Here is a 22,700-nt window from a genome sequence, read left to right on the forward strand (position 1 = left end):
TGCGGCCCGGTACCGCCCGGTAGGTACCCTGGCGGGCATGCGCGCCCTTCTCGTGGTCAACCCAGCCGCCACCACCACCAGCGCCCGGACGCGTGACGTACTCGCGCACGCGCTCGCCAGCGACCTGAAGCTGGAGGTCGCCGCGACCGAGTACCGCGGCCACGCCCGCGACCTCGCGCGGCAGGCCGCGGAGGGCGGGGAGATCGAGCTGGTCGTCGCCCTGGGCGGGGACGGCACGGTCAACGAGGTGGTCAACGGTCTGCTGCACAACGGCCCCGACCCCGACGGCCTGCCGAAGCTCGCGGTGGTGCCCGGCGGGTCCACGAACGTGTTCGCGCGCGCCCTGGGGCTGCCCAACGACGCCGTGGAGGCGACCGGCGCGCTGCTGGACGCGCTGCGCGAGCGCAGCTCCCGCACGGTCGGCCTGGGCCTGGTGAGCGGCACCCCGGGCACCGAGGACGAGGGGGTGCCGGCGCGCTGGTTCACCTTCTGCGCCGGGCTGGGATTCGACGCGGGTGTCGTGGGACGGGTGGAACAGCAGCGCGAGCACGGCAAGCGCTCCACCCACGCGCTCTACATACGCCAGGTCGTGCGCCAGTTCCTCACCGAGCCGAACCGGCGCGCCGGCGCGATCACCCTGGACCGGCCGGGCGAGGACCCGGTGACCGACCTCGTGCTGGCCCTGGTGTGCAACACCGCGCCGTGGACCTACCTGGGCAACCGGCCGATCTACGCCTCGCCGCGCGCGTCCTTCGACACCGCCCTCGACGTGCTGGGACTCTCCCGGCTGACCAGCGCGGCGGTCACCCGCTACGCCACCCAGCTGCTCCGTTCGACCCCGGAGCGCGGGCCGCAGGGCAAGCACGCGACCTCCCTGCACGATCTGACGGACTTCACCTTGCATTCGCAGGCGCCACTGCCGTTCCAGGTGGACGGAGACCACCTGGGACTGCGAATGAGCGCAACCTTCACAGGCGTACGCCGTGCACTGCGTGTGATTGTGTAAGCAGAAGGACATAAAGTCCTTTCACTCGAACGTTTAGGCTGCCCTGCACCCCATGGAAGTACGGCTGTGACGGAGCCGACACCGAGGATTCAAAAAAAACTTTTCGGAAGGGGTTGTATCCGCAGCCCAGGTTTGCGAGGCTCTTCCTGGCGATCGGGACAGCCGCTCATCGGGCGTCCTCGGCAGCCGGAATCCTCACCACACCCCCGCGGGACCGCACCAGGAGACTGGGCGATGTCCCGTGTCGTGTCTGAGGATTCGTGAAAGCGTTCACATTCACAAGCAACTTACATGCAACACAAGGAGATGGAGCAGCCATGGACTGGCGTCACAACGCCATTTGCCGCGAGGAAGACCCCGAGCTCTTCTTCCCCATCGGCAACACCGGTCCTGCGCTGCTGCAGATCGAGGAAGCCAAGGCCGTCTGCCGCCGCTGCCCCGTGATGGAGCAGTGCCTGCAGTGGGCGCTGGAGACCGGCCAGGACGCCGGCGTGTGGGGTGGCCTCAGCGAGGACGAGCGTCGCGCAATGAAGCGCCGCGCCGCCCGCAACCGCGCCCGCAACGCCAGCGCCTGACGCACTCGCTTACCCCCGAGCCGCAGCGCGCAGCACCTCCGAACCGCGCAGCATCGCGACGCGAAGAGCCCCGGCCGCTCCCCGAGCAGCCGGGGCTTCGGCGTTCCCGGAGCCCGGTCCTGCGAAGTCTCCCGACGCTGCGGACTCGCAGGGCCTGGACGGGTTTCAGCCCTCCAGCGGCAGTTCCAGGACGACCTTCGTCCCGCGCTCCTCGGCCGGGACCATGTCGAAGCTCCCGCCCAACTCCCCCACCACCAGGGTCCGTACGATCTGCAGCCCGAGGTTGCCGGCCCGCTGCGGGTCGAACTCCGCGGGCAGGCCGCGCCCGTCGTCCCGTACCGCGATGCCCAGCTTCTGCCCGTGCCGCTCGGCGGCCACCTCGACGGTGCCCTGCTCGCCCGGCCCGAACCCGTGCTCCAGGGCGTTCTGCAGCAGTTCGGTGAGGACCATCGACAGCGGGGTGGCCACCTCGGCCGTCAGGATGCCGAACCGCCCGCTGCGGCGCGCGGTGACCCTGCCCGGGGAGATCTCGGCGACCATCGCCAGCACGCGGTCGGCGATCTCGTCGAACTCCACGCACTCGTCGAGGTTCTGCGACAGCGTCTCGTGCACGATCGCGATCGAGCCGACCCGCCGCACCGCCTCCTCCAGCGCCTCCCGGCCCTTGTCGGAGTCCATCCGCCGGGCCTGCAGCCGCAGCAGCGCCGCGACCGTCTGCAGGTTGTTCTTCACCCGGTGGTGGATCTCCCGGATGGTGGCGTCCTTGGTCATCAGCTCGCGCTCCCGGCGGCGCAGCTCGGTCACGTCCCGCAGCAGCACCAGGGAGCCGTTGTGCGTGCCCTTGGGGCTCAGCGGGATCGCCCTCAGCTGGATGACGCCGCCGTTGCCCTCGATCTCGGTCTCCCGCGGCGCCTTGCCGCCGGCGACGGTCACCAGCGCCTCGTGGCTCTTGGTCCGCGAGGGGGCCAGTTCGGCGGAGACCGAGCCCAGGTGGTGGCCGACGAGGTCGGCGGCCAGGCCGAGCCGGTGGTAGGCGGAGAGCGCGTTGGGGCTGGCGTACTGGACGACGCCCTCGGCGTCGAGCCGGATCAGGCCGTCGCCGACACGCGGCGAGGCGTCCATGTCGACCTGCTCGGAGGGGAACGGGAAGCTGCCCGCCGCGATCATCTGCGCCAGGTCGGACGCGCTCTGCAGATAGGTGAGCTCCAGGCGGCTGGGGGTCCGCACGGTGAGCAGGTTGGTGTTGCGGGCGATGACCCCGAGGACCCGGCCCGCACGGCGCACCGGGATGGACTCGACCCGGACCGGGACCTCCTCGCGCCACTCCGGGTCACCCTCCCGGACGATCCGGCCCTCGTCGAGTGCGGCGTCCAGCATCGGGCGGCGGCCGCGCGGCACCAGGTGGCCGACCATGTCGTCCTGGTACGAGGTCGGGCCGGTGTTCGGCCGCATCTGGGCGACGGAGACGTAGCGGGTCCCGTCACTGGTCGGGACCCACAGCACGAGGTCCGCGAAGGAGAGGTCGGAGAGCAGTTGCCACTCCGATACCAGCAGGTGGAGCCACTCGAGATCGGAATCGTCGAGGTCCGTGTGCTGGCGTACGAGATCGTTCATGGAGGGCACGCAAATGAGCGTATCCCGCGCTCATGGCAGGCGCCGTCATCCAGTCCCCACAAAGGTCTCCGACGACCTATGATCTGACTGCGTCACCTTGTGGACAGGCGTTAGTGGTCTAGTCCAGAATTGACGTACAACCGAACTTCCATCCTTCCCGCACAGAAGGGTGGAGCGAGGCCCCGGCGCTCTCTGCCCTGACTGCGCCAGGCCTCATGGTCGGCCCTGACGGGCCGCGGGAACCGCACATCCCGCGCGCCACGGGCCGACGGCAGCTCCGGGCTGCGGTGCTGGGCGGGTTGAGGGTCCCGTCCCGGCGCCGCGGCCCGAAGTGGTGTCAGGGTCCTTTCCGGCCCGCCTTCCGGCTCAGCGCGTCTCGGTCACCTTCGCCAGCGCGCGCGGCGCGTCGGGGTCCTGGCCGCGGGCGATGGTGATCTCGTAGGCCAGCATCTGCAGCGGGAGGATCTCCAGGATCGGCTGCACCTCCTCGGCGACGCCCTCGGTGGGGAGGACGAAGCCGGCGGAGGCGGCGTCGACCGACGCCTGGTTGCCGATGACCACCAGATCGGCCCCACGGCCGCGGAGCCGGTCCAGCACCGGCTGGAGCGCCTCGCCGCCCTTGCCCTCGGTGACGATCGCGATGACCGGGGAGACGTTGTCGACCATGGCCAGCGGGCCGTGCAGCAGGTCGGCGCCGGAGAAGGACAGGGCCGGGATGTAGCTGGTCTCCATCAGCTTCAGCGCGGCCTCCTTCGCGGTCGGGTAGCCGTAGCCGCGCGAGGTGAGCACCAGGCGCTCGGCGAAGCGGTAGCGCGCGGCGAGCGCCCTGACCTCGTCCTGGCGGGCGAGGATCCGCTCCGCGAGTTCCGGCAGGACCTTGGCGGCGTTGCCGTCGCCGCCCCGCAGCCCCTCGACGAACAGGTAGAGCGCGAGCAGCTCGGCGGTGTACGTCTTGGTCGCCGGCAGCGCCTTCTCCGGGCCGGCCAGGACGTCGATGTGGAACTCGGAGACCTCGGCGAGTGGCGAGTCGGCGTTGTTGGTGACCGCCAGGGTGATCGCGCCGGCCTCGCGGGCGGCCCGGGTCGAGGCCACCAGGTCCGGTGAGCCGCCGGACTGGCTGACCGTGACGACCAGGCAGTCCGTCAGGTCCGGGCGCGCGCCGTAGGCGGTGGTGGTCGACATCGACGTCAGCCCCGCGGGCTTGCCGAGGACCACCTCCACCAGGTACTTGGCGTACAGGGCCGCGTTGTCGGAGGTGCCGCGCGCGGTGAGCAGGACGAAACGCGGTCCGCGCGCGGCGATCCGCTCGGCGGTCCGCCGGATCCGCGGGGCGCCCTCCTCGAGGATGCGGCGCAGCACCGCGGGCTGCTCGGCCATCTCGCCGGACATGATCCGGCCAGGCGTCGGCTGCTGCTCGGTCGGCGACGGGGCGGACATTCTCGGGGCCTCCAGGTGGATCCGGGACGGATGTGCCGCGGCGGACCTCAGTCGCCGGCCTCCTTGCCCGCGATGACCTCCGCGGCCGCCCGCCCGCACACGCGGGCGGCGCCGTGGGTCGCGATGTGCAGCGCGCCGGACGGTGCCGCCTGGGGAACGCCCATCTCCACCACCACCGTGTCCGGACGGGCGGCGAGCAGCGCGCCCAGCGCCTCGGCCATCCAGGGGTGGCGGTGCACGTCACGCACCACTGCGACGATCCTACGAGTCCCCGCCGACCGCAGCACATGTGCGGTCAGCGCGTCACCTTCGCGAAAGCTCCCGGTCACCGTGCCCGGGAAGATCCGGTCGAGCTCGGCGGCGACGCCCCACGGGGTCTCGTCGCCGACGGCGATGTTGGCGACCGGGGTGAAGGCGGCGACGTACGGCGCCTCGGCGACCGGCAGGTACGCGTCGGTACGGGTCACGCGCAGGGCGCGGCGGGCCGCGACCAGGCCGATCCCGGGGTCCGGTGCCGCGCTCGCCGGCGCCGCGGAGCGCTCGGCGGCCCAGGCGGCCAGGCTCCGCACCCGTCCGGCGGCGTCGGCGAGCCGCTCCCGGGGCAGGTCGCCGTCGCGCACGGCGGCGACGATGGCGTCGCGCAGGGCGACCACCGTCTCCTCCTCGGCGAGGCCGCCGCCCACGCAGATGGCGTCGGCGCCGGCGGCGAGCGCCAGGACGGTGCCGCGCTCGATGCCGTACGCGTCGGCGATGGCGCGCATCTCGATGCCGTCGGTGACGATCAGGCCGTCGTAGCCCAGTTCGTCGCGGAGCAGTCCGGTGAGCACGGCGGGGCTGAGGGTGGCCGGGCGGTCCGGGTCGAGGGCGGGCACGAGGATGTGCGCGCTCATCACGGCCTTGCTGCCGGCGGCCAGGGCGGCCCGGAACGGGGCGAGTTCACGGGCGTGCAGGGTGTCCGGGTCGACGTCCACCCGCGGCAGGGCGTGGTGGGAGTCGACGGAGGTGTCGCCGTGACCGGGGAAGTGCTTGGTGCAGGCGGCGACCCCGGCGGACTGCAGGCCCTCGACGTACGCGCCGGTGTGCCGGGCGACCAGCAGCGGATCGGAGCCGAAGGAGCGCACGCCGATGACCGGGTTGCGGGGGTCGGAGTTGACGTCCGCGGACGGCGCCCAGTTGAGGTTGACCCCGCACTCGGCCAGCCGGCGGCCGAGTGCGGCGGCGACGTCGCGGGTCAGGGCGGTGTCGTCGACGGCGCCGAGGGCGAGGTTGCCGGGGAAGGAGGAACCGCTGCGGGCCTCCAGCCGGGTCACGTCACCGCCCTCCTCGTCGGCGGCGATCAGGACGTCGGGCCGTACCGCGCGCAGCTGCGCGGTGAGCGCGGCCAGTTGCCCGGGCGACTCGATGTTGCGGGCGAACAGGGCGACGGAGCCCAGTCCCTCGGCGAGCCTGCGCAGCAGCCACTCGGGTGCGGTGGTGCCGTGGAAGCCCGGCTGCAGGACGGTGAGGGCGTCGCGGACGAGGTCGCCCGAGTCCGCGGTGCCGTCGTGGATCTGGCTCAAGGTCTCGGTCATCCCTTCACCGCCCCGGCGGTCAGTCCGGCGGCGACCCTGCGCTGCACGATCAGGAAGAAGATCACCACGGGCACGCCCATCATGGTCGAACCGGCCATCATCGGCGCGTAGTCCGTGCCCCGCGAGGTGACGAAGTTGCCGAGCCACACCGTCGCCGTCTGGTGCTCCTGGCTCATGATGAGCATCGCGTACAGGTACTCGTTCCAGGCCTGGATCAGCGCGTAGATGGAGGTGGCGACGAGGCCCGGGGCGAGCAGCGGCAGGATGATCCGGAAGAACGCGCCCATGCGCGTGCAGCCGTCGACCATTGCCGACTCCTCCAGCTCCTTGGGGATGTTGACGATGAATCCGCGCAGCGTCCACACCGTGAAGGGGAGCACGAAGGTCAGGTACGTGATGACGAGCCCGGAGAGCTTGTCGATCTGGTCGATCTGGTTGAGCAGCAGGAAGACCGGGATGATCATCGCCACCAGCGGCACCATCTGCACGGCGAGGATCGCGACGATCACCGCCTTGCGGCCGCGGAAGACGAAGCGGGAGATGGCCAGCGCCGCCAGCAGCCCGATGACCAGGCCGAGGCCGACGGTGGAGCCGGAGACGATCAGGCTGCGGCCGACCGATCCCCAGAAGTCGCCGACGTCGAGGGCGTCGGAGAAGTTCTGGAAGGACAGGCTGGTCGGGAAGAGCTTGGGGTCGGGGTCGATGGCGTCCTTGGCGGGCTTGAACGCCGTGTTGAGCATCCAGTAGACCGGGAAGCCGGAGACCACCACGACCAGCAGGCCGAGCAGGTTGTAGACCGTCCGCCCCTTGCGCCGGGGCCGCCGGGCGGCGCGCGCCGCCGGAGCGGCGGCCGGCACCCTCTCGGCGGGAGCCGTGTCGAGCATGGCCGTCACTCCACCTCTCCGATCTTCAGCATCTGGCGCATGTAGACGGCCATCACCCCGAGGAGGAGCAGCACGGTGATGACGGCGATGGCCGCGCCCGCGTCGTAGTCGTTGGCGACGAAGGCCTGGTCGTAGGAGTAGGTGGTGAGGACCTGGTACGCGGGCTCGGGGTGGCCGTCGCGCATGAGGAAGACCTGCGGGAAGACGCCCATGTCCCAGATGACCGACAGCGTCGTCAGCATGACGATGATCGGCTTGAGCACCGGAAGCGTGACGTGCCGGAAGACCTTGACGGGCCCGGCGCCGTCCATGCGGGCGGCCTCCTCCAGTTCCTTGGGCACCTGGGTGAGGCCGGCGTGCAGGGTGATGGCGACGAAGGGAATGGCGCCCCACACCACCATGAGGGTGATGACCAGGAAGCCCTGCTTGGTGTCGGTGAACCAGTTGTGGCCGCTGAGGTCCACCCCGGGCAGCCGGCTGAGGAGCCAGTTGAGGACGCCGTAGTCGCTGTCGAACATCCACTTGAAGATGGTGATGGCGACGACCACGGGCATCGCCCAGCTCGCCACCAGCACGATGTTGATCAGCGCCTTGACCCAGGGCGAGACCCGCTGCATCAGCAGCGCCACCCCCATGCCGACGACGAGCGTGAGCAGCACCGCCGCGAGGGTGAAGAGCAGCGTGCGCAGGACGACGCCCCAGAAGACCGAGTCCCCCAGGACGTGGGTGTAGTTGGCGACTCCCTGCCAGTCGCCGGGCAGCCCCTGCCAGAGCTCGGCCTGCCCGTACTGCTTGAAGGAGAGGGTGACCAGCCGGACCAGCGGATAGCCGAGGACCAGCAGCAGGACGCCGATTGTCGGCGCGAGCAGCGTCCACGGGAGCGCGGCTCCGCCGAAGCGGCGTGGCCTGCGGCCCGGTCCCGCCGGCCGCGGGCGCGGCGCCTTGTCCAACGGTGTGTCAACGGCACTCATCATGTGCTCCTCGGCTACTCCAGTCCCTGGCGTCGCGCCGGGGCCGGCCGCCCTGGGGCGGCCGGCCGGCGTCGATCACTGTGTTGCCCGTGTGCCGGTCAGCCGGCGTTGATCACCGCGTTGATCTGCTCGTCCGCGGACTTGGTCGCGTCCTCGATGGACGCCTTGCCGACTGCGATGTCGTTGAGCATGTTCTGCAGGATCTGCTTCTTCTCGACCTGCAGCCAGCCCGGGGCGGTCGGGACGAACCAGGTGTTCTCGTTGGCCCGGGCCGAGGCGGCCGTCGCCGGGTCGTCCTTCAGCGGGGCGAGCAGCGACTTGGCGTTGGGCAGGTTGCCCTTGGAGATGAGGACCTTCTGGGCGGCGCTGTTCGTGAAGCCGTTGATCCAATCGGCGGCGAGGTCCTGCGCGGCGGACTTGGCCGGGATGACCAGGTCGGAGCCGCCGATGAAGTTCGGCAGCAGTTCGCCGTTGGGGCCGGGCAGCGCGAAGGTCTCCAGGTTGTCCTTCAGCTTGCCGGTCTTGTCGGTCTTCGGGTCGGCGGCGGCGCCGCCCTCCCAGCTGGCGCCGTAGATGAGCGCGGACTTGCCCTGGCCGTAGACGATGTAACGGTCGGACTCGTCCTTGTTCTTGTCGCCGTGGAAGTACGCGTCGAGGACGCCCTTCCAGGTCTTCAGGCCCTCGATGGACTTGGGGTCGGAGAGGGTGGCGGTCCACTTGCCGCCGTCCTCCTTGGCGACGTCGCCGCCGGCGTCCTTGACGAAGGCCAGCGCGGTGTACCAGTCGCGGCTGGGCTGGTACCAGGCGGAGAACTTGTCGCCGTTCTTCTTCTGGATCTTGTCGAGCGCGTCGGTCAGCTCGGCCCAGGTGGTGGGGGCCTTGGTGACGCCGGCCGCCTTGGCGACGTCCTTGCGCCAGGTGCCGACGCGGGCACCGGCGTAGTAAGGCACGCCGTAGGTCTTGCCGTTGTACGTCACGGAGCCCTCGAGGGCGTCCAGCCAGTCGCCGGAGTTCTCGAACTTGCTCTTGTCGATGGGCGCGAACGCGCCCTTGACCAGGTAGCCGAGGGTCTCGGTGTTGCCCATCTCGACCACGTCCGGCACCTTCTTGGTGGCGAGGACGGCGTCGAGCTTCTGGTTCTTGGCGGTCCACTCGTAGTACTCGTGGTGGATCTTCACGCCCTTGTGCTCGGCCGTGAAGGCGTCGTCCGCCTGCTTGACCAGCTCGGGCCAGTTCTTCTGTGCGTCGACCGTCAGCCAGACGGTGATCTCCTTCGGCGCCGAGGCCTTGTCGGAGCCCTTGTCGTCCGAACCGCAGGCCGCAACGCCGGCGACCATGACGGCGACACCGATCGCCGCGATCAGCTTGCGCTTCACAACACCCTCCCCAGGGCAGTGAGTACCAAGTGGTGTAGACCAGTGCCCGAAGCTTGGCCTAGACCTTTAGGGGTGTCAAGGGTGTATAAGAGCACCGGACGCGTCCGTTACCGGACCGACATCTGGGCTCGTAACGCGATATGAGCCCGGCCCGTGCCACGATGTGAGCCGCGAATGACGGAGGAGCCGGTGACGGCAGCACGACAGCACTCGGGAGCAGAAGCGATGGAGACGGACGGCGAGGCCGGCACAGCGGTGACGGGGACCGCGGAGGCGCCCGGGACCGCGGCCGGACGGACCGCGCGGGTGCCCAAGTACTACGGCCTGAAGCGCCATCTGCTCGAACTGACCCAGACGATGCCCCCCGGCTCCCCGGTGCCCCCCGAGCGCACCCTGGCCGCCGAGTTCGACACCTCGCGCACCACCGTGCGGCAGGCGCTGCAGGAACTGGTGGTCGAGGGCCGCCTGGAGCGCATCCAGGGCAAGGGCACCTTCGTCGCCAAGCCCAAGGTCTCCCAGGCGCTGCAACTGACCTCGTACACCGAGGACATGCGGGCCCAGGGCCTTGAGCCGACCTCACAGCTGCTCGACATCGGCTACATCACCGCCGACGACCGGCTGGCCGAACTGCTGGACATGAAGGCCGGCGGCCGCGTGCTGCGCATCGAGCGCCTGCGCCTGGCGAACGGCGAGCCGATGGCCATCGAGACCACCCACCTGTCGGCCAAGCGCTTCCCCGCGCTGCGCCGCAGCCTGGCGAAGTACACCTCGCTCTACACGGCCCTGGCCGAGGTCTACGACGTCCGGCTCGCCGAGGCGGAGGAGACCATCGAGACCTCGCTCGCCACCCCGCGCGAGGCGGGCCTGCTGGGCACGGACGTCGGGCTGCCGATGCTCCTGCTGTCCCGGCACTCGATCGACACCGGCGGCGAGCCGGTGGAGTGGGTGCGCTCGGTCTACCGCGGCGACCGCTACAAGTTCGTGGCCCGCCTGCAACGACCCTGACTCCCGCGCGGTTCCCGGGTCTTGTAGATCGTTTCCATACCGCAATGCGGGCAGGTAGTGACGTGCCTCCCGTCCTGACTCTAGATTGCCTGCGCATTACACAGGAGTAAGAGATCAGGACGGAGCCGTAGCAATGTCCGAACCATCCGGAACCTCCGGGCGGCCACCGGTGGTCACCACCACCCGCGTGATCGCCGGTGTCTGCCTCGTCATCCCCTTCGTCGCCATGCTCTGGGTCGGCTCGTACGCGAAGCTGACGCCGGAGTTCATCGGCATCCCGTTCTTCTACTGGTACCAGATGCTGTGGGTGTTCCTGTCCTCCGGACTGACGTACGCCGCGTACGTGCTGGTCCGTCGTGAGGAGCGGGCACGGAAGGAGGCCGCGAAGTGAAGGACGGGGTCAACGGCGTCGCACTCGGCGTCTTCATCTTCTTCTTCCTGGTCGTGACGGTCCTGGGCTTCCTGGCCGCACGCTGGCGCAGGGCGGAGAACGCACTGCACCTGGACGAGTGGGGCCTGGGCGGCCGCAGCTTCGGCGGCTGGATCACCTGGTTCCTGCTCGGCGGTGACCTGTACACGGCCTACACCTTCGTGGCGGTGCCGGCGGCGGTCTACGCGGCGGGTGCGTCCGGCTTCTTCGCCGTGCCGTACACGATCCTGGTCTACCCGCTGATCTTCACCTTCCTGCCGCGGCTGTGGTCGGTGTCGCACAAGCACGGCTACGTCACCACCTCCGACTTCGTGCGCGGGCGCTTCGGTTCCAAGGGCCTGTCGCTGGCGGTGGCGGTCACCGGCATCCTGGCCACGATGCCCTACATCGCGCTGCAACTGGTGGGCATCCAGGCCGTGCTGGACGTGATGGGCGTAGGCGGCGGCGAGTCGTCCAACTGGTTCGTCAAGGACCTGCCGCTGCTGATCGCCTTCGGTGTCCTGGCGGCCTACACGTACTCCTCCGGCCTGCGGGCGCCGGCGCTGATCGCGTTCGTGAAGGACACGCTGATCTACATCGTCATCGCGGTGGCGATCATCTACATCCCGATCAAGCTGGGCGGCTTCGACGACATCTTCGCCAAGGCCGGCGACGCCTACTCCCAGGTCAACCCCGCCACCGGCAAGCCGCGCGGATCCCTGGCGCCGGGCGACACCGCCCAGTGGGCGTACGGCACGCTGGCGCTGGGTTCGGCGCTCGCGCTGTTCATGTACCCGCACTCCATCACCGCCGTGCTCTCCAGTCGCAGCCGTGACGTCATCCGCCGTAACACCACCGTGCTGCCGCTGTACTCGCTGATGCTGGGCCTGCTGGCGATGCTCGGCTTCATGGCGCTGGCCAGCGGTGTCGGGGCCGGGGTCAAGGGCTACAACGGCCAGCTGGCGATCCCGCAGCTGTTCGAGAACATGTTCCCGTCCTGGTTCGCGGGCGTGGCCTTCGCCGCGATCGGCATCGGCGCCCTGGTGCCGGCGGCGATCATGTCGATCGCCGCGGCCAACCTGTTCACCCGCAACATCTACAAGGACTTCCTCAAACCCGACGCCACCCCCGCGCAGGAGACCCAGGTCTCCAAGGTGGTCTCGCTGCTGGTCAAGGTCGGCGCCCTGGTCTTCGTCCTCACCATGGACAAGACGGTCGCGATCAACTTCCAGCTGCTGGGCGGCATCTGGATCCTGCAGACCTTCCCGGCCCTGGTCGGCGGCCTGTTCACCCGGTGGTTCCACCGCTGGGCGCTGCTGGCGGGCTGGGCCGTCGGCATGGTCTACGGCACCTGGGTGGCGTACGGCGTCGCCAGCCCCGCCCAGAAGCACTTCGGCGGCTCCTCCGACACCATCCCGGTCATCGGGCAGATCGGCTACATCGGCCTGACCGCCTTCGTGCTCAACCTGGCGGTCACCGTCGTCCTCACCTTCGTCCTGCGGGCCCTGAAGGCCCCCGAGGGCGTGGACGAGACCAGCAAGAGCGATTTCACCGCCGACGCCGGCGAGCCGGGCGTGCAGCGGGACCTGCCGGTGGGCGCCGGTCACTGACCGCCGCTCCGGCCACGATCACGGGCCGCCGCCCTGGGACGGGGCGGCGGCCCGTCGTCATGCCGTACGGGCCGCCTCCGGGCAGCGGAAGGTGCGGCGGTACGCCTGCGGGGTGGTGCCCACCCAGCGGGCGAAGTGGTGCCGCAGGGTCGCCGCGTTGCCGAAGCCGGCGCGCGCGGCGACGGCGTCCACGGTCTCGTCGGTGCCCTCCAGCAACTCCCGGGCCAGCAGCACCCGCTGGCCCAGCAGCCAGCGGTACGGTGTCGTGCCGGTCTCCTGCTGGAAGCGGCGCGCGAAGGTGCGCGGCGACATGTGCGCCCGGGCGGCCAGCTCGTCGACGGTGACCTCGCGGTCCAGGTGGCGCTCCATCCACGCCAGGACCTCGCCCACGGTGTCGCAGCGCGTGCGCGGCAGCGGGCGGTCGACGTACTGCGCCTGGCCGCCCTCGCGGTGCGGGGGCACCACCATGCGCCGGGCGATGGCGTTGGCCACGTCGCTGCCCTGCTCCTTGCGGACCAGGTGGAGGCAGGCGTCGATCCCGGCGGCGGTGCCGGCCGAGGTGATCACCGGGTCCTCGTCCACGTACAGCACGTCGGGCTCGACCCGCACCCGGGGGTAACGCCGCGCCAGTTCCTCCGCGTGCCGCCAGTGGGCGGCGCAGCGGCGCCCGTCCAGCAGGCCGGCGGCGGCCAGCACGAAGACCCCCGAGCAGACGCTGAGCACCCGCGCCCCGCGCCCGACGGCGCGGTTCAGCGCCTCCAGCAGCTCCGGCGGGTACTCCCGGCGCACGTAGGAGTCCCCGGCGGGCACCGCGACCAGGTCGGCCTCCGCCAGCCGTTCCAGCCCGTGCCGGGTGCCGATGGTGAACCCGGCGGGCGACGTCAGCGTCGGGCCCTCCGCGGACGCCACGGCGAAGTCGTAGGCCGGCAGGCCGTCGTCCGACCTGTCGATTCCGAACACCTCGCAGACCACCCCCAGTTCGAAGGGATGGACACCGTCGAGCAGGACCACGGCCACGTTCTGCAGCATGCGTCCAGGATGACAGAGGGGCCGCGCGGGCGTGGCAGGATTTCGAGGTAGCACGTCGGTCCTGCCACTCCCGGCGGGGTCGCGCGAGGAGCACAGTCGAAGGCATGGAAACCTTCCTCGCCACCGTCACCGCACTGGTCTTCTTCCTGGCCCTGGCGCTCGCCGCCCTGACCGGGCACGTCCACGACTCCCGCGACGGCCATGACTGGCACCGGTGAGTCCGTCACTGTGTAACCGCACCGACACAACATCTGGTGGTGTCACGGGCGGGCGCCACTAGATGTATGCTCAACTCCGCTGTCGCCGCAGGGGAAGCCGGTGGGAATCCGGGACTGCCCCGCAACGGTGTGCGGGCGCCTGAAGGCGTGCCCGCGAGTCCGAGTACCTGCCGACGGCACCGTCCGGCGCGCCGTCCGGACGGTGAAGTGTCCGGGCCTCGCGGGTTGGGCCGGCGGACGCGCCGCGGCATGCCCTGGCCTGCCCTGCGTGCGCCCCGTCGCTCCTCCGCGTCGCCGCCGTACGAGGGAGAGAGCACACGTGACCATCGCGCCCGCCGCACCCGCCACCGCATCGGAACCTGCCTCAACCGGAGCCGATCTGCTGCGCGTCCTGACGGAACTGACCGCAGACCTCCCCGACACCGACCCCGGCCGGGTCGCCGCCGCCGCGCTGCGCGGCCGCAGCGCCACGGCGGACGAGGCGGAGCTGCGGGCGCTGGCCACCGAGGCCGCCGCCGGGCTGATCGCGGAGGACCCGCAGTACTCGCGGCTCGCCGCCCGCCTGCTCACCCTCGCCGTCGCCGACGAGGCCGCGGGCGAGGGCGCCGTGTCGTTCTCCACGTCCATCGCGGTGGGCCACCGCGAGGGCCTGATCGCCGACGGCACCGCCGCCTTCGTCGCCGAGCACGCCGCGCGGCTGGACGCGCTGGTCGACGGCGCGCTCGCCGACGGCGCGGACGACCGCTTCGGCTACTTCGGCCTGCGCACCCTGCACAGCCGCTACCTGCTGCGCCACCCGATCACCCGCCAGGTCATCGAGACCCCGCAGCACTTCATGCTCCGCGTCGCCTGCGGCCTGGCCGAGGACCGCACCGGCCGCTCGGTGGACGAGGTCGCCGCGCTCTACGGCCTGATGAGCCGGCTGGACTACCTGCCCAGCTCCCCCACGCTCTTCAACTCCGGCACCCGGCACCCGCAGATGTCCTCGTGCTACCTGCTGGACTCCCCGCTGGACGAGCTGGACTCGATCTACGGCCGTTACCACCAGGTCGCCCGGCTGTCGAAGCACGCCGGCGGCATCGGCCTGTCGTACTCCCGCATCCGCTCCCGCGGTTCGCTGATCCGCGGCACCAACGGCCACTCCAACGGCATCGTCCCGTTCCTGCGCACCCTCGACGCCTCCGTCGCCGCCGTGAACCAGGGCGGCCGCCGCAAGGGCGCGGCCTGCGTCTACCTGGAGACCTGGCACGCGGACATCGAGGAGTTCCTGGAGCTGCGCGACAACACCGGTGAGGAGGCGCGCCGCACCCACAACCTCAACCTGGCGCACTGGATCCCGGACGAGTTCATGCGCCGCGTCGACACCGACGGCACCTGGTCGCTGTTCTCCCCCGCCGACGTGCCCGAGCTGGTCGACCTGTGGGGCCAGGAGTTCGACGCCGCCTACCGCAAGGCCGAGGCCGCGGGCCTGGCCCGCAAGACCCTCCCCGCGCGCGAGCTGTACGGCCGCATGATGCGCACCCTCGCGCAGACCGGCAACGGCTGGATGACCTTCAAGGACGCGTCCAACCGCACCGCCAACCAGACCGCCGAGCCCGGCCGCGTGATCCACTCCTCCAACCTCTGCACGGAGATCCTGGAGGTCACCGACGACGGCGAGACCGCGGTCTGCAACCTCGGCTCGGTCAACCTCGGCGCCTTCGTGGGCAAAGACGGCGGCGCCGGGGAGGAAGTCATCGACTGGGAGCGGCTGGACGCCACCGTCCGCACCGCCGTGACCTTCCTCGACCGCGTGGTGGACATCAACTTCTACCCGACCCGTGAGGCCGCCTCCTCCAACGAGCGCTGGCGCCCGGTGGGCCTGGGCGCGATGGGCCTGCAGGACGTGTTCTTCAAGCTGCGGCTGCCCTTCGACTCCGCCGAGGCCAAGGCGCTCTCCACGAAGATCGCCGAGCGCATCATGCTCGCCGCGTACGAGGCCTCCTGCGAACTGGCCGAGCGCCACGGCCCGCACCCGGCCTGGTCGCAGACCCGCGCCGCCCGCGGTGTGCTGCACCCGGACCACTACGACACCGAGGAGAACTGGCCCGAGCGCTGGGAGGCGCTGCGCGCCCGCGTCGCCGCCACCGGCATGCGCAACTCGCTGCTGCTGGCCATCGCCCCGACCGCCACGATCGCCTCGATCGCGGGCGTGTACGAGTGCATCGAGCCGCAGGTCTCCAACCTCTTCAAGCGCGAGACGCTCAGCGGTGAGTTCCTGCAGGTCAACTCCTACCTGATCGCCGACCTGAAGAAGCTCGGCGTCTGGGACGCGCAGACCCGCGACGCGCTGCGCGAGTCCAACGGCTCCGTCGAGGGCTTCAACTGGATCCCCGCGGACGTCCGCGAGCTGTACCGCACCGCCTGGGAGCTCCCGCAGCGCGCCCTGATCGACATGGCCGCGGCCCGCACCCCGTACCTCGACCAGAGCCAGTCGCTCAACCTCTTCATGGCCGCGCCCACCATCGGCAAGCTCAGCTCGATGTACGCCTACGCCTGGAAGCGGGGCCTGAAGACGACGTACTACCTGCGCTCCCGCCCGGCCACCCGCATCGCGCAGTCCGCCCGCGCGGCCGCCCCCATCCCGCTCCAGCAGACGACGCCCGACGCCGACGCGATCGCCTGCTCCCTTGAGAACCCCGAGTCCTGCGAGGCCTGCCAGTGATGAGCTCCACCAAGAGACTGCTCGACCCGGGCTTCGAGCTGACCCTGCGTCCGATGCGCTACCCGGACTTCTACGAGCGCTACCGCGACGCCATCAAGAACACCTGGACCGTGGAGGAGGTCGACCTCCACTCCGACGTCGCCGACCTCGCCAAACTCTCCCCCGGCGAGCAGCACATGATCGGCCGGCTGGTGGCCTTCTTCGCCACCGGCGACTCGATCGTGGCCAACAACCTCGTGCTGACCCTGTACAAGCACATCAACTCCCCCGAGGCGCGGCTGTACCTGTCGCGGCAGCTCTTCGAGGAGGCCGTGCACGTCCAGTTCTACCTGACGCTGCTCGACACCTACCTGCCCGATCCCGAGGAGCGCACGGCCGCGTTCGCGGCCGTGGAGAACATCCCCTCCATCCGCGAGAAGGCGCAGTTCTGCTTCCGCTGGATGGACTCGGTGGAGTCCATCGACCGCCTGGAGACCAAGGAGGACCGCCGCCGCTTCCTCCTCAACCTGATCTGCTTCGCGGCCTGCATCGAGGGCCTGTTCTTCTACGGCGCCTTCGCGTACGTCTACTGGTTCCGCTCGCGCGGGCTGCTGCACGGGCTCGCCACCGGCACCAACTGGGTGTTCCGCGACGAGTCGATGCACATGGACTTCGCGTTCCACGTGGTCGACACCGTCCGCGCGGAGGAGCCCGAGCTCTTCGACGAGGAGATGGGCAAGCAGGTCACCGCGATGCTGGAGGAGGCCGTCGAGGCGGAGCTCCAGTTCGCCCGCGACCTGTGCGGCGACGGCCTGCCCGGCATGAACACCGACTCCATGCGCGCGTACCTGCAGTGCGTCGCCGACCAGCGCCTGGTCCGCCTCGGCCTGCCGGCCCGCTACGGCTCGGAGAACCCGTTCTCCTTCATGGAGCTGCAGAACGTCCAGGAGCTGACCAACTTCTTCGAGCGCCGCGCCTCCGCGTACCAGGTGGCGGTCGAGGGCTCGGTCTCCTTCGACGACGACTTCTGATCCGGCGACGGGGCGGGGTTGCGGGCGGTCGCCGCCGCCCGCAACCCCGCCCGTTCGTCGGGCGATCAGAACGCGGTGACCTGGAGGATGTAGACCTGCTCGTGCCGGGGAACGACGAGATAGAGGAAAAGGTCGTCCGTCACGGCTGCCGTCCTCGTCCCCTCCCCGACGCCTTGGAAAACGGGCCCGTCGAGGTACCGGGCCTCGGCGGCGCGAACCAGTTCCCCGGCCCGCTCCTCCACTTGCGCGAGCAGTGTCACGGGGGCGGGGTTCTCTCCTCCGACCACGTACTCCTCACTGGGCTCGTACTCCCAGGCCCAGCTCACTCACCCACCGCCGCGCGGGCCTGGTCGAAGATCGCCCGGATCTCGGCCATCGCCGCCTTCCACGCGGGATCGTCCCTGTCGAGGGTCTGGGCCGTGTGCTCCGCCGAGCGCAGACGTCCCGCGGTGTCGAGATCGCGGGCGATCTCGACATGGACGGCCCACGCGGTGAGGAATCCGCGCAGCGGCTCGATCGAGCCCGAGTCGACGGAGAGGGCGATCGCCTCGTTCTTCTGCTGCTCCATCTCCGCAAGGCGGTGAGGGGCCACCTGCGCGAGCGCCGCGCGAAGTGCGTCGGGCGTCCTCGCCGACCGTGCGATGAGCTCCACCCCGTGGTGCTCGGGCTGAGTGGTCATGGTGCGGTCTTCCTCCGGGTACCGCAGCTCAGCCTAGCCACTCCGGCCGTACCTCGACGCTCGTCTCGCACCCGCCCACCGCAGACCGGACGACGCCGGTCCGCGGTGCCGGGCGGGCGCTCAGTCGTTCGGGACGGTCTCGTACTTCGGCGTCAGCTCCGCCATCTGCTTCAGCGCGTCCTTGCGGTCCCGCTTGGAGAGCCGGTCGATGTAGAGGTACCCGTTGAGGTGGTCGGTCTCGTGCTGCAGGCAGCGGGCGAAGAAGCCCTTGCCCTCGATGACGACGTCGTTGCCGTGCAGGTCCTGACCACGGCAGACCGCGTAGTCGGGGCGCGGCAGCTCGGCGTATGCGCCCGGCACGGACAGGCAGCCCTCGTTGCCGTCGTCGAGGACGCGGCGCTCGGCGGGGAGGTCGTCGACGACGGGGTTGACCACGTGGCCGACGTGGCGGACGCCGTCGTCGTCCGGGCAGTCGTATACGAAGACCCGCAGGGGCACGCCGATCTGGTTGGCGGCGAGGCCGACGCCCTCGGCGGCGCGCTGGCTGGCGAACATGTCGTCGATCAGCGTGGCCAGCTCGTCGTCGAAGGACGTGACCGTCTTGCACGGCTGGTGCAGCACCGGGTTGCCGACGACCGTGATGGGGCGGGCGGTGCCGCGCTCACGGTGGGCGGCCTCACGCTCCTCCGCGTCCGTCACGTCGTCGGTGAATGCGGTCTGCTCGGTCTCCTGCTGCGACATGGTCCGTCGTACGCCTTCCTGGGGCCTTCTCCAAAGCTCAATAGCCCATCAAGGGTACGTGCCCGCGAAGGTGTCAGCAGACCTCTTCGAGATCGCGCCAGTCCCGGGTGTCCGGACTGTCGGCGACCCAGCTGTCCAGCAGGCCGCGCACCAGGCCGACCGGGGCGGCGATGCCGCACTCTCGCTCGGGGGCCCACAGGGCGCCGGGGGTGCGGTGGCTGAGGTGGCCCGGGTGGCCGGGTTCGCCCTGGTCGTGCGGGTCGCGGGAGGCGTCGGAGCCGTCGTCGGTCGGCATGCGGCTCTCGGAGCAGGTGCGGCAGAGCAGCCGTACGGAGGACGACCAGTCCTCGGCGGCGTACCCGGCGTCGGCGGCGAGCTGCTCCAGGGCGTCGCGGTCCGACTCGGTCGCCGCCTCCAGCAGGACGAGCCAGGTCGGCACCGGCGAGGGCGCCCACAGCTCGATCTCGTCGAAGACGGGGTACGTGGCGCCGCCGGCGGTACGCCGCTCGCCGTGCGGGACGCCGTCGTGGAGCACGACCTCGCCCCAGCGGCGGCCGGAGGACGGCAGCGGGATGCTCAGCACCTCGATGCGGGCCGGGTCGATCCGGCGGCCCCAGACCACCTCGGCCTCGCCCTCCGGGGAGAGCCGCACCGCCGAGCTGCCCAGCTCCATCTCGACGGGGCCGGTCCCGGACACGTCGGGTCGCAGCCCGTACGCCTGCCAGGCGCGGCGGGCGAGCGGCCAGTCCTGCAGGGCGGTGGCGGCGATGCCGACGTTCCACCAGTCGGGGGCCCCGGGCGCGCGGTCCAGCAGGGCGACGGCCCGCAGGCCGGTGGTGCGGGCCTGCTCCCAGTCGTGCCGGAACTTGTGCAGCAGCGCGAGGTTGTACCAGGACTCCGAACGCCAGGGCTCCAGGTCGGCCGCACGGATCAGCAGCGCGCCGGCGTCCTCGTACCGTCCGTCGCTGATCAACGTGAACGCCCGGTCGGTCGCCTGCCGCCACGTGGCGGAGGGCCGGTGCCGTGCCCTGCCGAAGATCCTCAAGGTGTCCCGCCTGCCGTTCGCTTTCGCTGGTGCCCCACGGTGCCCCGTCCGTCCCCCCACGTCCCGTGCTCAGCGGTGCTCATCAGTCCTCCTTGCCATCGGCAGGGCCTGTCACACACGGCCGGGCGCGTCGGTTTGGCAGCATCGCCGCCATGGTGCGCCTCTTGAGCGCTCTGCGCCCCTGCGGGCATCCAACCATGCCCCTTGGTGCGCCCGCTCATTACCGGTGGGTTCACTGCCCGGCCCGGGCAACGACCCTGGTCAGCGCCTCGACCACGCGAGGGTCGTATTCGTGCGCGGTATCGAGGCGTAACCGCTCCAGCGCCTGCAGCCCCCGGCCCACGGCGGTGCCGCCTCCGGCCAGGTCCTCGTAGGCGTTGGCCGTACGCACGATGCGTCCCGCGAGCGGTTGCTCCCGGTACGGATCGGCCTGTCCCTCCACGATCCGCGCGACTTCCTCCGGGGCACCCGTCCGGCGTACGACCTCCGCGCCGAGCAGGGCGATGCGGCGGCGTTCCACCTGATCGAGGGACGAGGTGGCACCGCCGGGCACGGGGTCGACGAGGGAGAGCTGGCCGATGTCGTGCATCAGCGCGGCGTGCTCCAGGGCCGCCAGCGACCGTCCGCCCAGGCCGAGTTCCCGCCCCATGGCGTGGCTGAGCTCGCTGACCCGGCGGGCGTGCCCCACCGGGGTGTAGCCGGCGACCTCGGTGGCCCGGGCCAGCGAGGCGATGGTCTCCCGGTGGGTGGCCCGGATCGCCGCGTGCCGCCGGAAGGCCGTCTGCGTCAGCAGCAGCGGCACCCCGCACACGGGCAGCGCCCACAGCCCGGCCGCCTGCTCGGCCTGCGCCAGCACGACCCCGCCGGCGCACACGGCGGAACCGACGCCCGGCAGGACGGCCAGTTCGTCACGGAGGACGGAGGCGAAGGGATGCCCGGTGCGGGCGGTGCCCAGCACGGCGGCCAGCACGGCGTCGCACAGGATCGTGCTGGCCAGCAGGAGGACGGCGTAGCCCGGATGGCCGCCGCTGCCGCCGTAGAGCGGCTGCCCGGTCGCCGCGGCGAACGCCACCGTCAGCACGCGCCGTGCCGCCGCGTCCCGTGGCGCGCCCCTCAACTGCCCGGCGATCACCGCGGCGGCGGAGACGGCCACCACCACCGCCACCGCCTCGGCCGCGAGCAGCGCGTACGCCAGGGCCCCGGCGAAGGCGACGGGGGCGGCCTCCCGTCCCTCGGGCTCCGGGATCCGGAAGGCCTCGCCGACGACGACCAGCGCCCCGAACGCGGCGGCCGCCGCGGGGTCGGCGACGCCGTGCGACGCCGTCCAGACCAGGGCGGCGCCGCCCACGGCGAGCGCGACCCCGTGGACGGCGAGCACGACGAACGGCGTGCGTCTGCGACGGCGGCGGTGGTCGCCGCCTCCGCGGCGTCCGGAGGCGCTCACGGGCGCGGCTCGGGGGTACGGCCGGGCGGGGCCTCGCGGCGGGCGTGGCGCCGGGTCTGCGCGGGGGCGAAGGGCTCCGGCTCGTCGGCGGTGACCGCCGGGTTCCAGCCGTCCCGCCGGACGGCGCGGATCAGGGCCTGCACCATGAGGGGGTCGAAGTGGCTGCCGGCGCAGCGGCGCAGCTCCCCCAGTGCGTCGTCGACCCCGCGGGTGGCCTGGTAGGCCCGCGTGGAGGTCATCGCGTCGAAGGCGTCCGCCACGGCCACCAGCCGCGCCGAGGACGGGATGGCCTCGCCGGCCAGGCCGTACGGGTAGCCCGATCCGTCGAGGCGTTCGTGGTGGTGGAGGATCGCGGTGCGGGCGTCGTCGAGGAAGGCGATGCCGCGCACCATCTCGTGGCCGTATCCGGGGTGCAGCTCGATGATCCGCCGCTCCTCGGGGGTGAGCGGGCTGTCCTTGCGCAGGACCCGGGTGGGCACCCCGAGCTTGCCGATGTCGTGCAGGATTCCGGCCAGGCGCAGGGCCTCCACCCGCTCGGGCGGCAGTCCGATCTCGCGGGCGATCAGTGCGGACGCCCGGCCGACGCGCTCGCTGTGGCCCCGGGTGTAGCGGTCCTTGATCTCCACGGCCTGCACCAGCGCCCGCACCGTCGCCTGGTGCGCGGCCCGCTCGCGGCGCGCCTGGCCGACGGCCCAGCGCGCGATGTGCGTCGGCAGCAGGGCGAGGACCGCGGCCACCGCCCCGTACGGGCCCTGCCAGAGCACCGCGGCCATGAGCCCCACCAGGCCGTAGGTGAGGTGCGGGGCGAGCGGTTCGAGCAGGGCCTCCCGCAGGGCCACGGACGGGGCGGTGCGCTCGGCGGTGATCAGCACGCCGGCGGTGAGGGCGGCGGAGTAGAGGCAGAAGGCGAGGACGGCCGCCAGCGCGGGCACCAGCAGTCCCGGCAACCGCGCGAAGTCGCCTTCCCCGAATGCGTCCCGGACCTGGGCGGCGGCCGCCGTCGCCAGCGCGAGCTGCGCGGCGTGCCACACCCGGCGCACCGGGCCCGGCTCGCCCCGGACCGGCGCGAGGAGGCCACCGGGGACGGCGACGAGTGCGGCCGCGCCCGGGGGAAGCAGGAGCGCGGCCGCGAAGAGCACCGGGGGCAGGGACGCCCCCGTCCGTTCCCCCACCGCGTAGACCACCGCCAGCACGGCCGCGGTCGCCCAGGGAGTGCCCTCGTGGGGGCCGGTGACGAGGGCGCCGCACGCCGACACCACGACGAGCGGGATGTACACCCGCGCCGCCGCGGGGAGCATCCGGACCGTCCGCTTCGCACGCACCCCACCGAGGCTAGGGGCGCGGCCGTCGCGCGGTGGGCGAGCGGCCGCGA

At 71.5% G+C, this 22,700-nt stretch carries 20 protein-coding genes and 1 riboswitch; of the genes, 7 read left to right on the top strand and 13 right to left on the bottom strand.

Annotated elements, in window-relative coordinates; all coding sequences use genetic code 11:
• Positions 1–37: 37 nt before the first annotated feature.
• Positions 38–1,006, top strand: a complete 969-nt coding sequence (locus OG937_17090) for a diacylglycerol kinase family protein (protein WUD73279.1) — start codon at positions 38–40, stop codon at positions 1,004–1,006.
• A 317-nt stretch (positions 1,007–1,323) separates the two neighbouring features.
• Positions 1,324–1,581 (top strand): WhiB family transcriptional regulator, encoded by a 258-nt coding sequence (locus OG937_17095; GenBank protein WUD73280.1) that lies wholly within the window; start codon positions 1,324–1,326, stop codon positions 1,579–1,581.
• A gap of 165 nt (positions 1,582–1,746) precedes the next feature.
• Here OG937_17095 and OG937_17100 read toward each other — a convergent pair whose 3' ends face one another.
• From OG937_17100 to OG937_17125, 6 genes are all read right to left on the bottom strand, one after another.
• Positions 1,747–3,195, bottom strand: coding sequence for a PAS domain-containing sensor histidine kinase (locus OG937_17100; protein WUD78778.1), 1,449 nt, complete (start codon positions 3,193–3,195; stop codon positions 1,747–1,749).
• A 366-nt stretch (positions 3,196–3,561) separates the two neighbouring features.
• Complete coding sequence (locus OG937_17105) at positions 3,562–4,632, bottom strand: SIS domain-containing protein (protein ID WUD73281.1); 1,071 nt, start codon at positions 4,630–4,632, stop codon at positions 3,562–3,564.
• A gap of 47 nt (positions 4,633–4,679) precedes the next feature.
• A complete protein-coding gene (locus OG937_17110; GenBank protein WUD73282.1) occupies positions 4,680–6,203 on the bottom strand; it encodes a glycoside hydrolase family 3 protein in 1,524 nt (507 codons plus the stop codon).
• Complete coding sequence (locus OG937_17115; GenBank protein ID WUD73283.1) at positions 6,200–7,087, bottom strand: carbohydrate ABC transporter permease; 888 nt, start codon at positions 7,085–7,087, stop codon at positions 6,200–6,202. The genes OG937_17110 and OG937_17115 overlap by 4 nt, the downstream gene beginning before the upstream one ends.
• 5 nt (positions 7,088–7,092) lie before the next feature.
• Positions 7,093–8,058, bottom strand: coding sequence for a sugar ABC transporter permease (locus OG937_17120; protein ID WUD78779.1), 966 nt, complete (start codon positions 8,056–8,058; stop codon positions 7,093–7,095).
• A gap of 98 nt (positions 8,059–8,156) precedes the next feature.
• Positions 8,157–9,434 carry an extracellular solute-binding protein gene (locus OG937_17125; GenBank protein WUD73284.1) on the bottom strand — a complete coding sequence of 426 codons (1,278 nt, stop codon included), beginning with the start codon at positions 9,432–9,434 and terminating at the stop codon, positions 8,157–8,159.
• A 225-nt stretch (positions 9,435–9,659) separates the two neighbouring features.
• Here OG937_17125 and OG937_17130 point away from each other — a divergent pair, with 225 nt between their 5' ends.
• The 3 genes from OG937_17130 to OG937_17140 all read left to right on the top strand — a co-directional run bounded on the left by OG937_17130 (position 9,660) and on the right by OG937_17140 (position 12,458).
• Positions 9,660–10,439 (top strand): GntR family transcriptional regulator, encoded by a 780-nt coding sequence (locus tag OG937_17130; GenBank protein WUD78780.1) that lies wholly within the window; start codon positions 9,660–9,662, stop codon positions 10,437–10,439.
• A gap of 133 nt (positions 10,440–10,572) precedes the next feature.
• Positions 10,573–10,830 carry a DUF3311 domain-containing protein gene (locus OG937_17135; protein WUD73285.1) on the top strand — a complete coding sequence of 86 codons (258 nt, stop codon included), beginning with the start codon at positions 10,573–10,575 and terminating at the stop codon, positions 10,828–10,830.
• The gene (locus OG937_17140) at positions 10,827–12,458 is read left to right on the top strand and encodes a sodium:solute symporter (GenBank protein ID WUD73286.1); all 1,632 of its coding nucleotides are present in this window, start codon (positions 10,827–10,829) and stop codon (positions 12,456–12,458) included. Before OG937_17135 ends, OG937_17140 begins: the two co-directional genes overlap by 4 nt.
• A gap of 57 nt (positions 12,459–12,515) precedes the next feature.
• On the opposite strand, the gene OG937_17145 is transcribed toward OG937_17140, so the two are convergent.
• Entirely contained in the window at positions 12,516–13,487 is a 972-nt protein-coding gene (locus tag OG937_17145; protein WUD73287.1) for a helix-turn-helix domain-containing protein, read from the bottom strand.
• 309 nt (positions 13,488–13,796) lie between these two features.
• Positions 13,797–13,873, top strand: a riboswitch (cobalamin riboswitch).
• Between the two features lie 151 nt (positions 13,874–14,024).
• Between OG937_17145 and OG937_17150 the strand changes: the two genes are divergently transcribed.
• Entirely contained in the window at positions 14,025–16,409 is a 2,385-nt protein-coding gene (locus OG937_17150; GenBank protein WUD73288.1) for a ribonucleoside-diphosphate reductase subunit alpha, read from the top strand.
• Entirely contained in the window at positions 16,409–17,419 is a 1,011-nt protein-coding gene (locus OG937_17155) for a ribonucleotide-diphosphate reductase subunit beta (GenBank protein ID WUD73289.1), read from the top strand. The genes OG937_17150 and OG937_17155 overlap by 1 nt, the downstream gene beginning before the upstream one ends.
• A 65-nt stretch (positions 17,420–17,484) precedes the next feature.
• Here the strand turns inward: OG937_17155 and OG937_17160 are convergent, their stop codons facing one another.
• From OG937_17160 to OG937_17185, 6 genes are all read right to left on the bottom strand, one after another.
• Positions 17,485–17,745 carry a hypothetical protein gene (locus OG937_17160; GenBank protein ID WUD73290.1) on the bottom strand — a complete coding sequence of 87 codons (261 nt, stop codon included), beginning with the start codon at positions 17,743–17,745 and terminating at the stop codon, positions 17,485–17,487.
• On the bottom strand, positions 17,742–18,098 hold the full coding sequence (locus OG937_17165; GenBank protein ID WUD73291.1) for a hypothetical protein: 357 nt from the start codon (positions 18,096–18,098) through the stop codon (positions 17,742–17,744). The genes OG937_17160 and OG937_17165 overlap by 4 nt, the downstream gene beginning before the upstream one ends.
• 120 nt (positions 18,099–18,218) lie before the next feature.
• Positions 18,219–18,839, bottom strand: a complete 621-nt coding sequence (gene def / locus OG937_17170; protein ID WUD73292.1) for a peptide deformylase — start codon at positions 18,837–18,839, stop codon at positions 18,219–18,221.
• Positions 18,840–18,912: 73 nt separating this feature from the next.
• Positions 18,913–19,884, bottom strand: a complete 972-nt coding sequence (locus tag OG937_17175) for a tetratricopeptide repeat protein (GenBank protein ID WUD73293.1) — start codon at positions 19,882–19,884, stop codon at positions 18,913–18,915.
• Between the two features lie 232 nt (positions 19,885–20,116).
• The gene (locus OG937_17180; protein ID WUD73294.1) at positions 20,117–21,328 is read right to left on the bottom strand and encodes an HD domain-containing protein; all 1,212 of its coding nucleotides are present in this window, start codon (positions 21,326–21,328) and stop codon (positions 20,117–20,119) included.
• Entirely contained in the window at positions 21,325–22,626 is a 1,302-nt protein-coding gene (locus OG937_17185) for an HD-GYP domain-containing protein (protein WUD78781.1), read from the bottom strand. The genes OG937_17180 and OG937_17185 overlap by 4 nt, the downstream gene beginning before the upstream one ends.
• Between the last annotated feature and the right edge of the window lie 74 nt (positions 22,627–22,700).

The organism is Streptomyces sp. NBC_00510 (assembly GCA_036013505.1).
Lineage (GTDB): Bacteria > Actinomycetota > Actinomycetes > Streptomycetales > Streptomycetaceae > Actinacidiphila.

What these genes read in the sequence shown, in the direction of transcription:
- OG937_17185 (WUD78781.1), bottom strand. Translation starts at nt 22,626, where the DNA reads ATGCTCCCCGCGGCGGCGCGGGTGTACATCCCGCTCGTCGTGGTGTCG.
- OG937_17155 (WUD73289.1), top strand. Translation starts at nt 16,409, where the DNA reads ATGAGCTCCACCAAGAGACTGCTCGACCCGGGCTTCGAGCTGACCCTG.
- OG937_17110 (WUD73282.1), bottom strand. Translation starts at nt 6,203, where the DNA reads ATGACCGAGACCTTGAGCCAGATCCACGACGGCACCGCGGACTCGGGC.
- def (WUD73292.1), bottom strand. Translation starts at nt 18,839, where the DNA reads ATGTCGCAGCAGGAGACCGAGCAGACCGCATTCACCGACGACGTGACG.
- OG937_17120 (WUD78779.1), bottom strand. Translation starts at nt 8,058, where the DNA reads ATGAGTGCCGTTGACACACCGTTGGACAAGGCGCCGCGCCCGCGGCCG.
- OG937_17100 (WUD78778.1), bottom strand. Translation starts at nt 3,195, where the DNA reads ATGAACGATCTCGTACGCCAGCACACGGACCTCGACGATTCCGATCTC.
- OG937_17115 (WUD73283.1), bottom strand. Translation starts at nt 7,087, where the DNA reads ATGCTCGACACGGCTCCCGCCGAGAGGGTGCCGGCCGCCGCTCCGGCG.
- OG937_17145 (WUD73287.1), bottom strand. Translation starts at nt 13,487, where the DNA reads ATGCTGCAGAACGTGGCCGTGGTCCTGCTCGACGGTGTCCATCCCTTC.
- OG937_17105 (WUD73281.1), bottom strand. Translation starts at nt 4,632, where the DNA reads ATGTCCGCCCCGTCGCCGACCGAGCAGCAGCCGACGCCTGGCCGGATC.
- OG937_17095 (WUD73280.1), top strand. Translation starts at nt 1,324, where the DNA reads ATGGACTGGCGTCACAACGCCATTTGCCGCGAGGAAGACCCCGAGCTC.
- OG937_17135 (WUD73285.1), top strand. Translation starts at nt 10,573, where the DNA reads ATGTCCGAACCATCCGGAACCTCCGGGCGGCCACCGGTGGTCACCACC.
- OG937_17090 (WUD73279.1), top strand. Translation starts at nt 38, where the DNA reads ATGCGCGCCCTTCTCGTGGTCAACCCAGCCGCCACCACCACCAGCGCC.
- OG937_17165 (WUD73291.1), bottom strand. Translation starts at nt 18,098, where the DNA reads ATGACCACTCAGCCCGAGCACCACGGGGTGGAGCTCATCGCACGGTCG.
- OG937_17130 (WUD78780.1), top strand. Translation starts at nt 9,660, where the DNA reads ATGGAGACGGACGGCGAGGCCGGCACAGCGGTGACGGGGACCGCGGAG.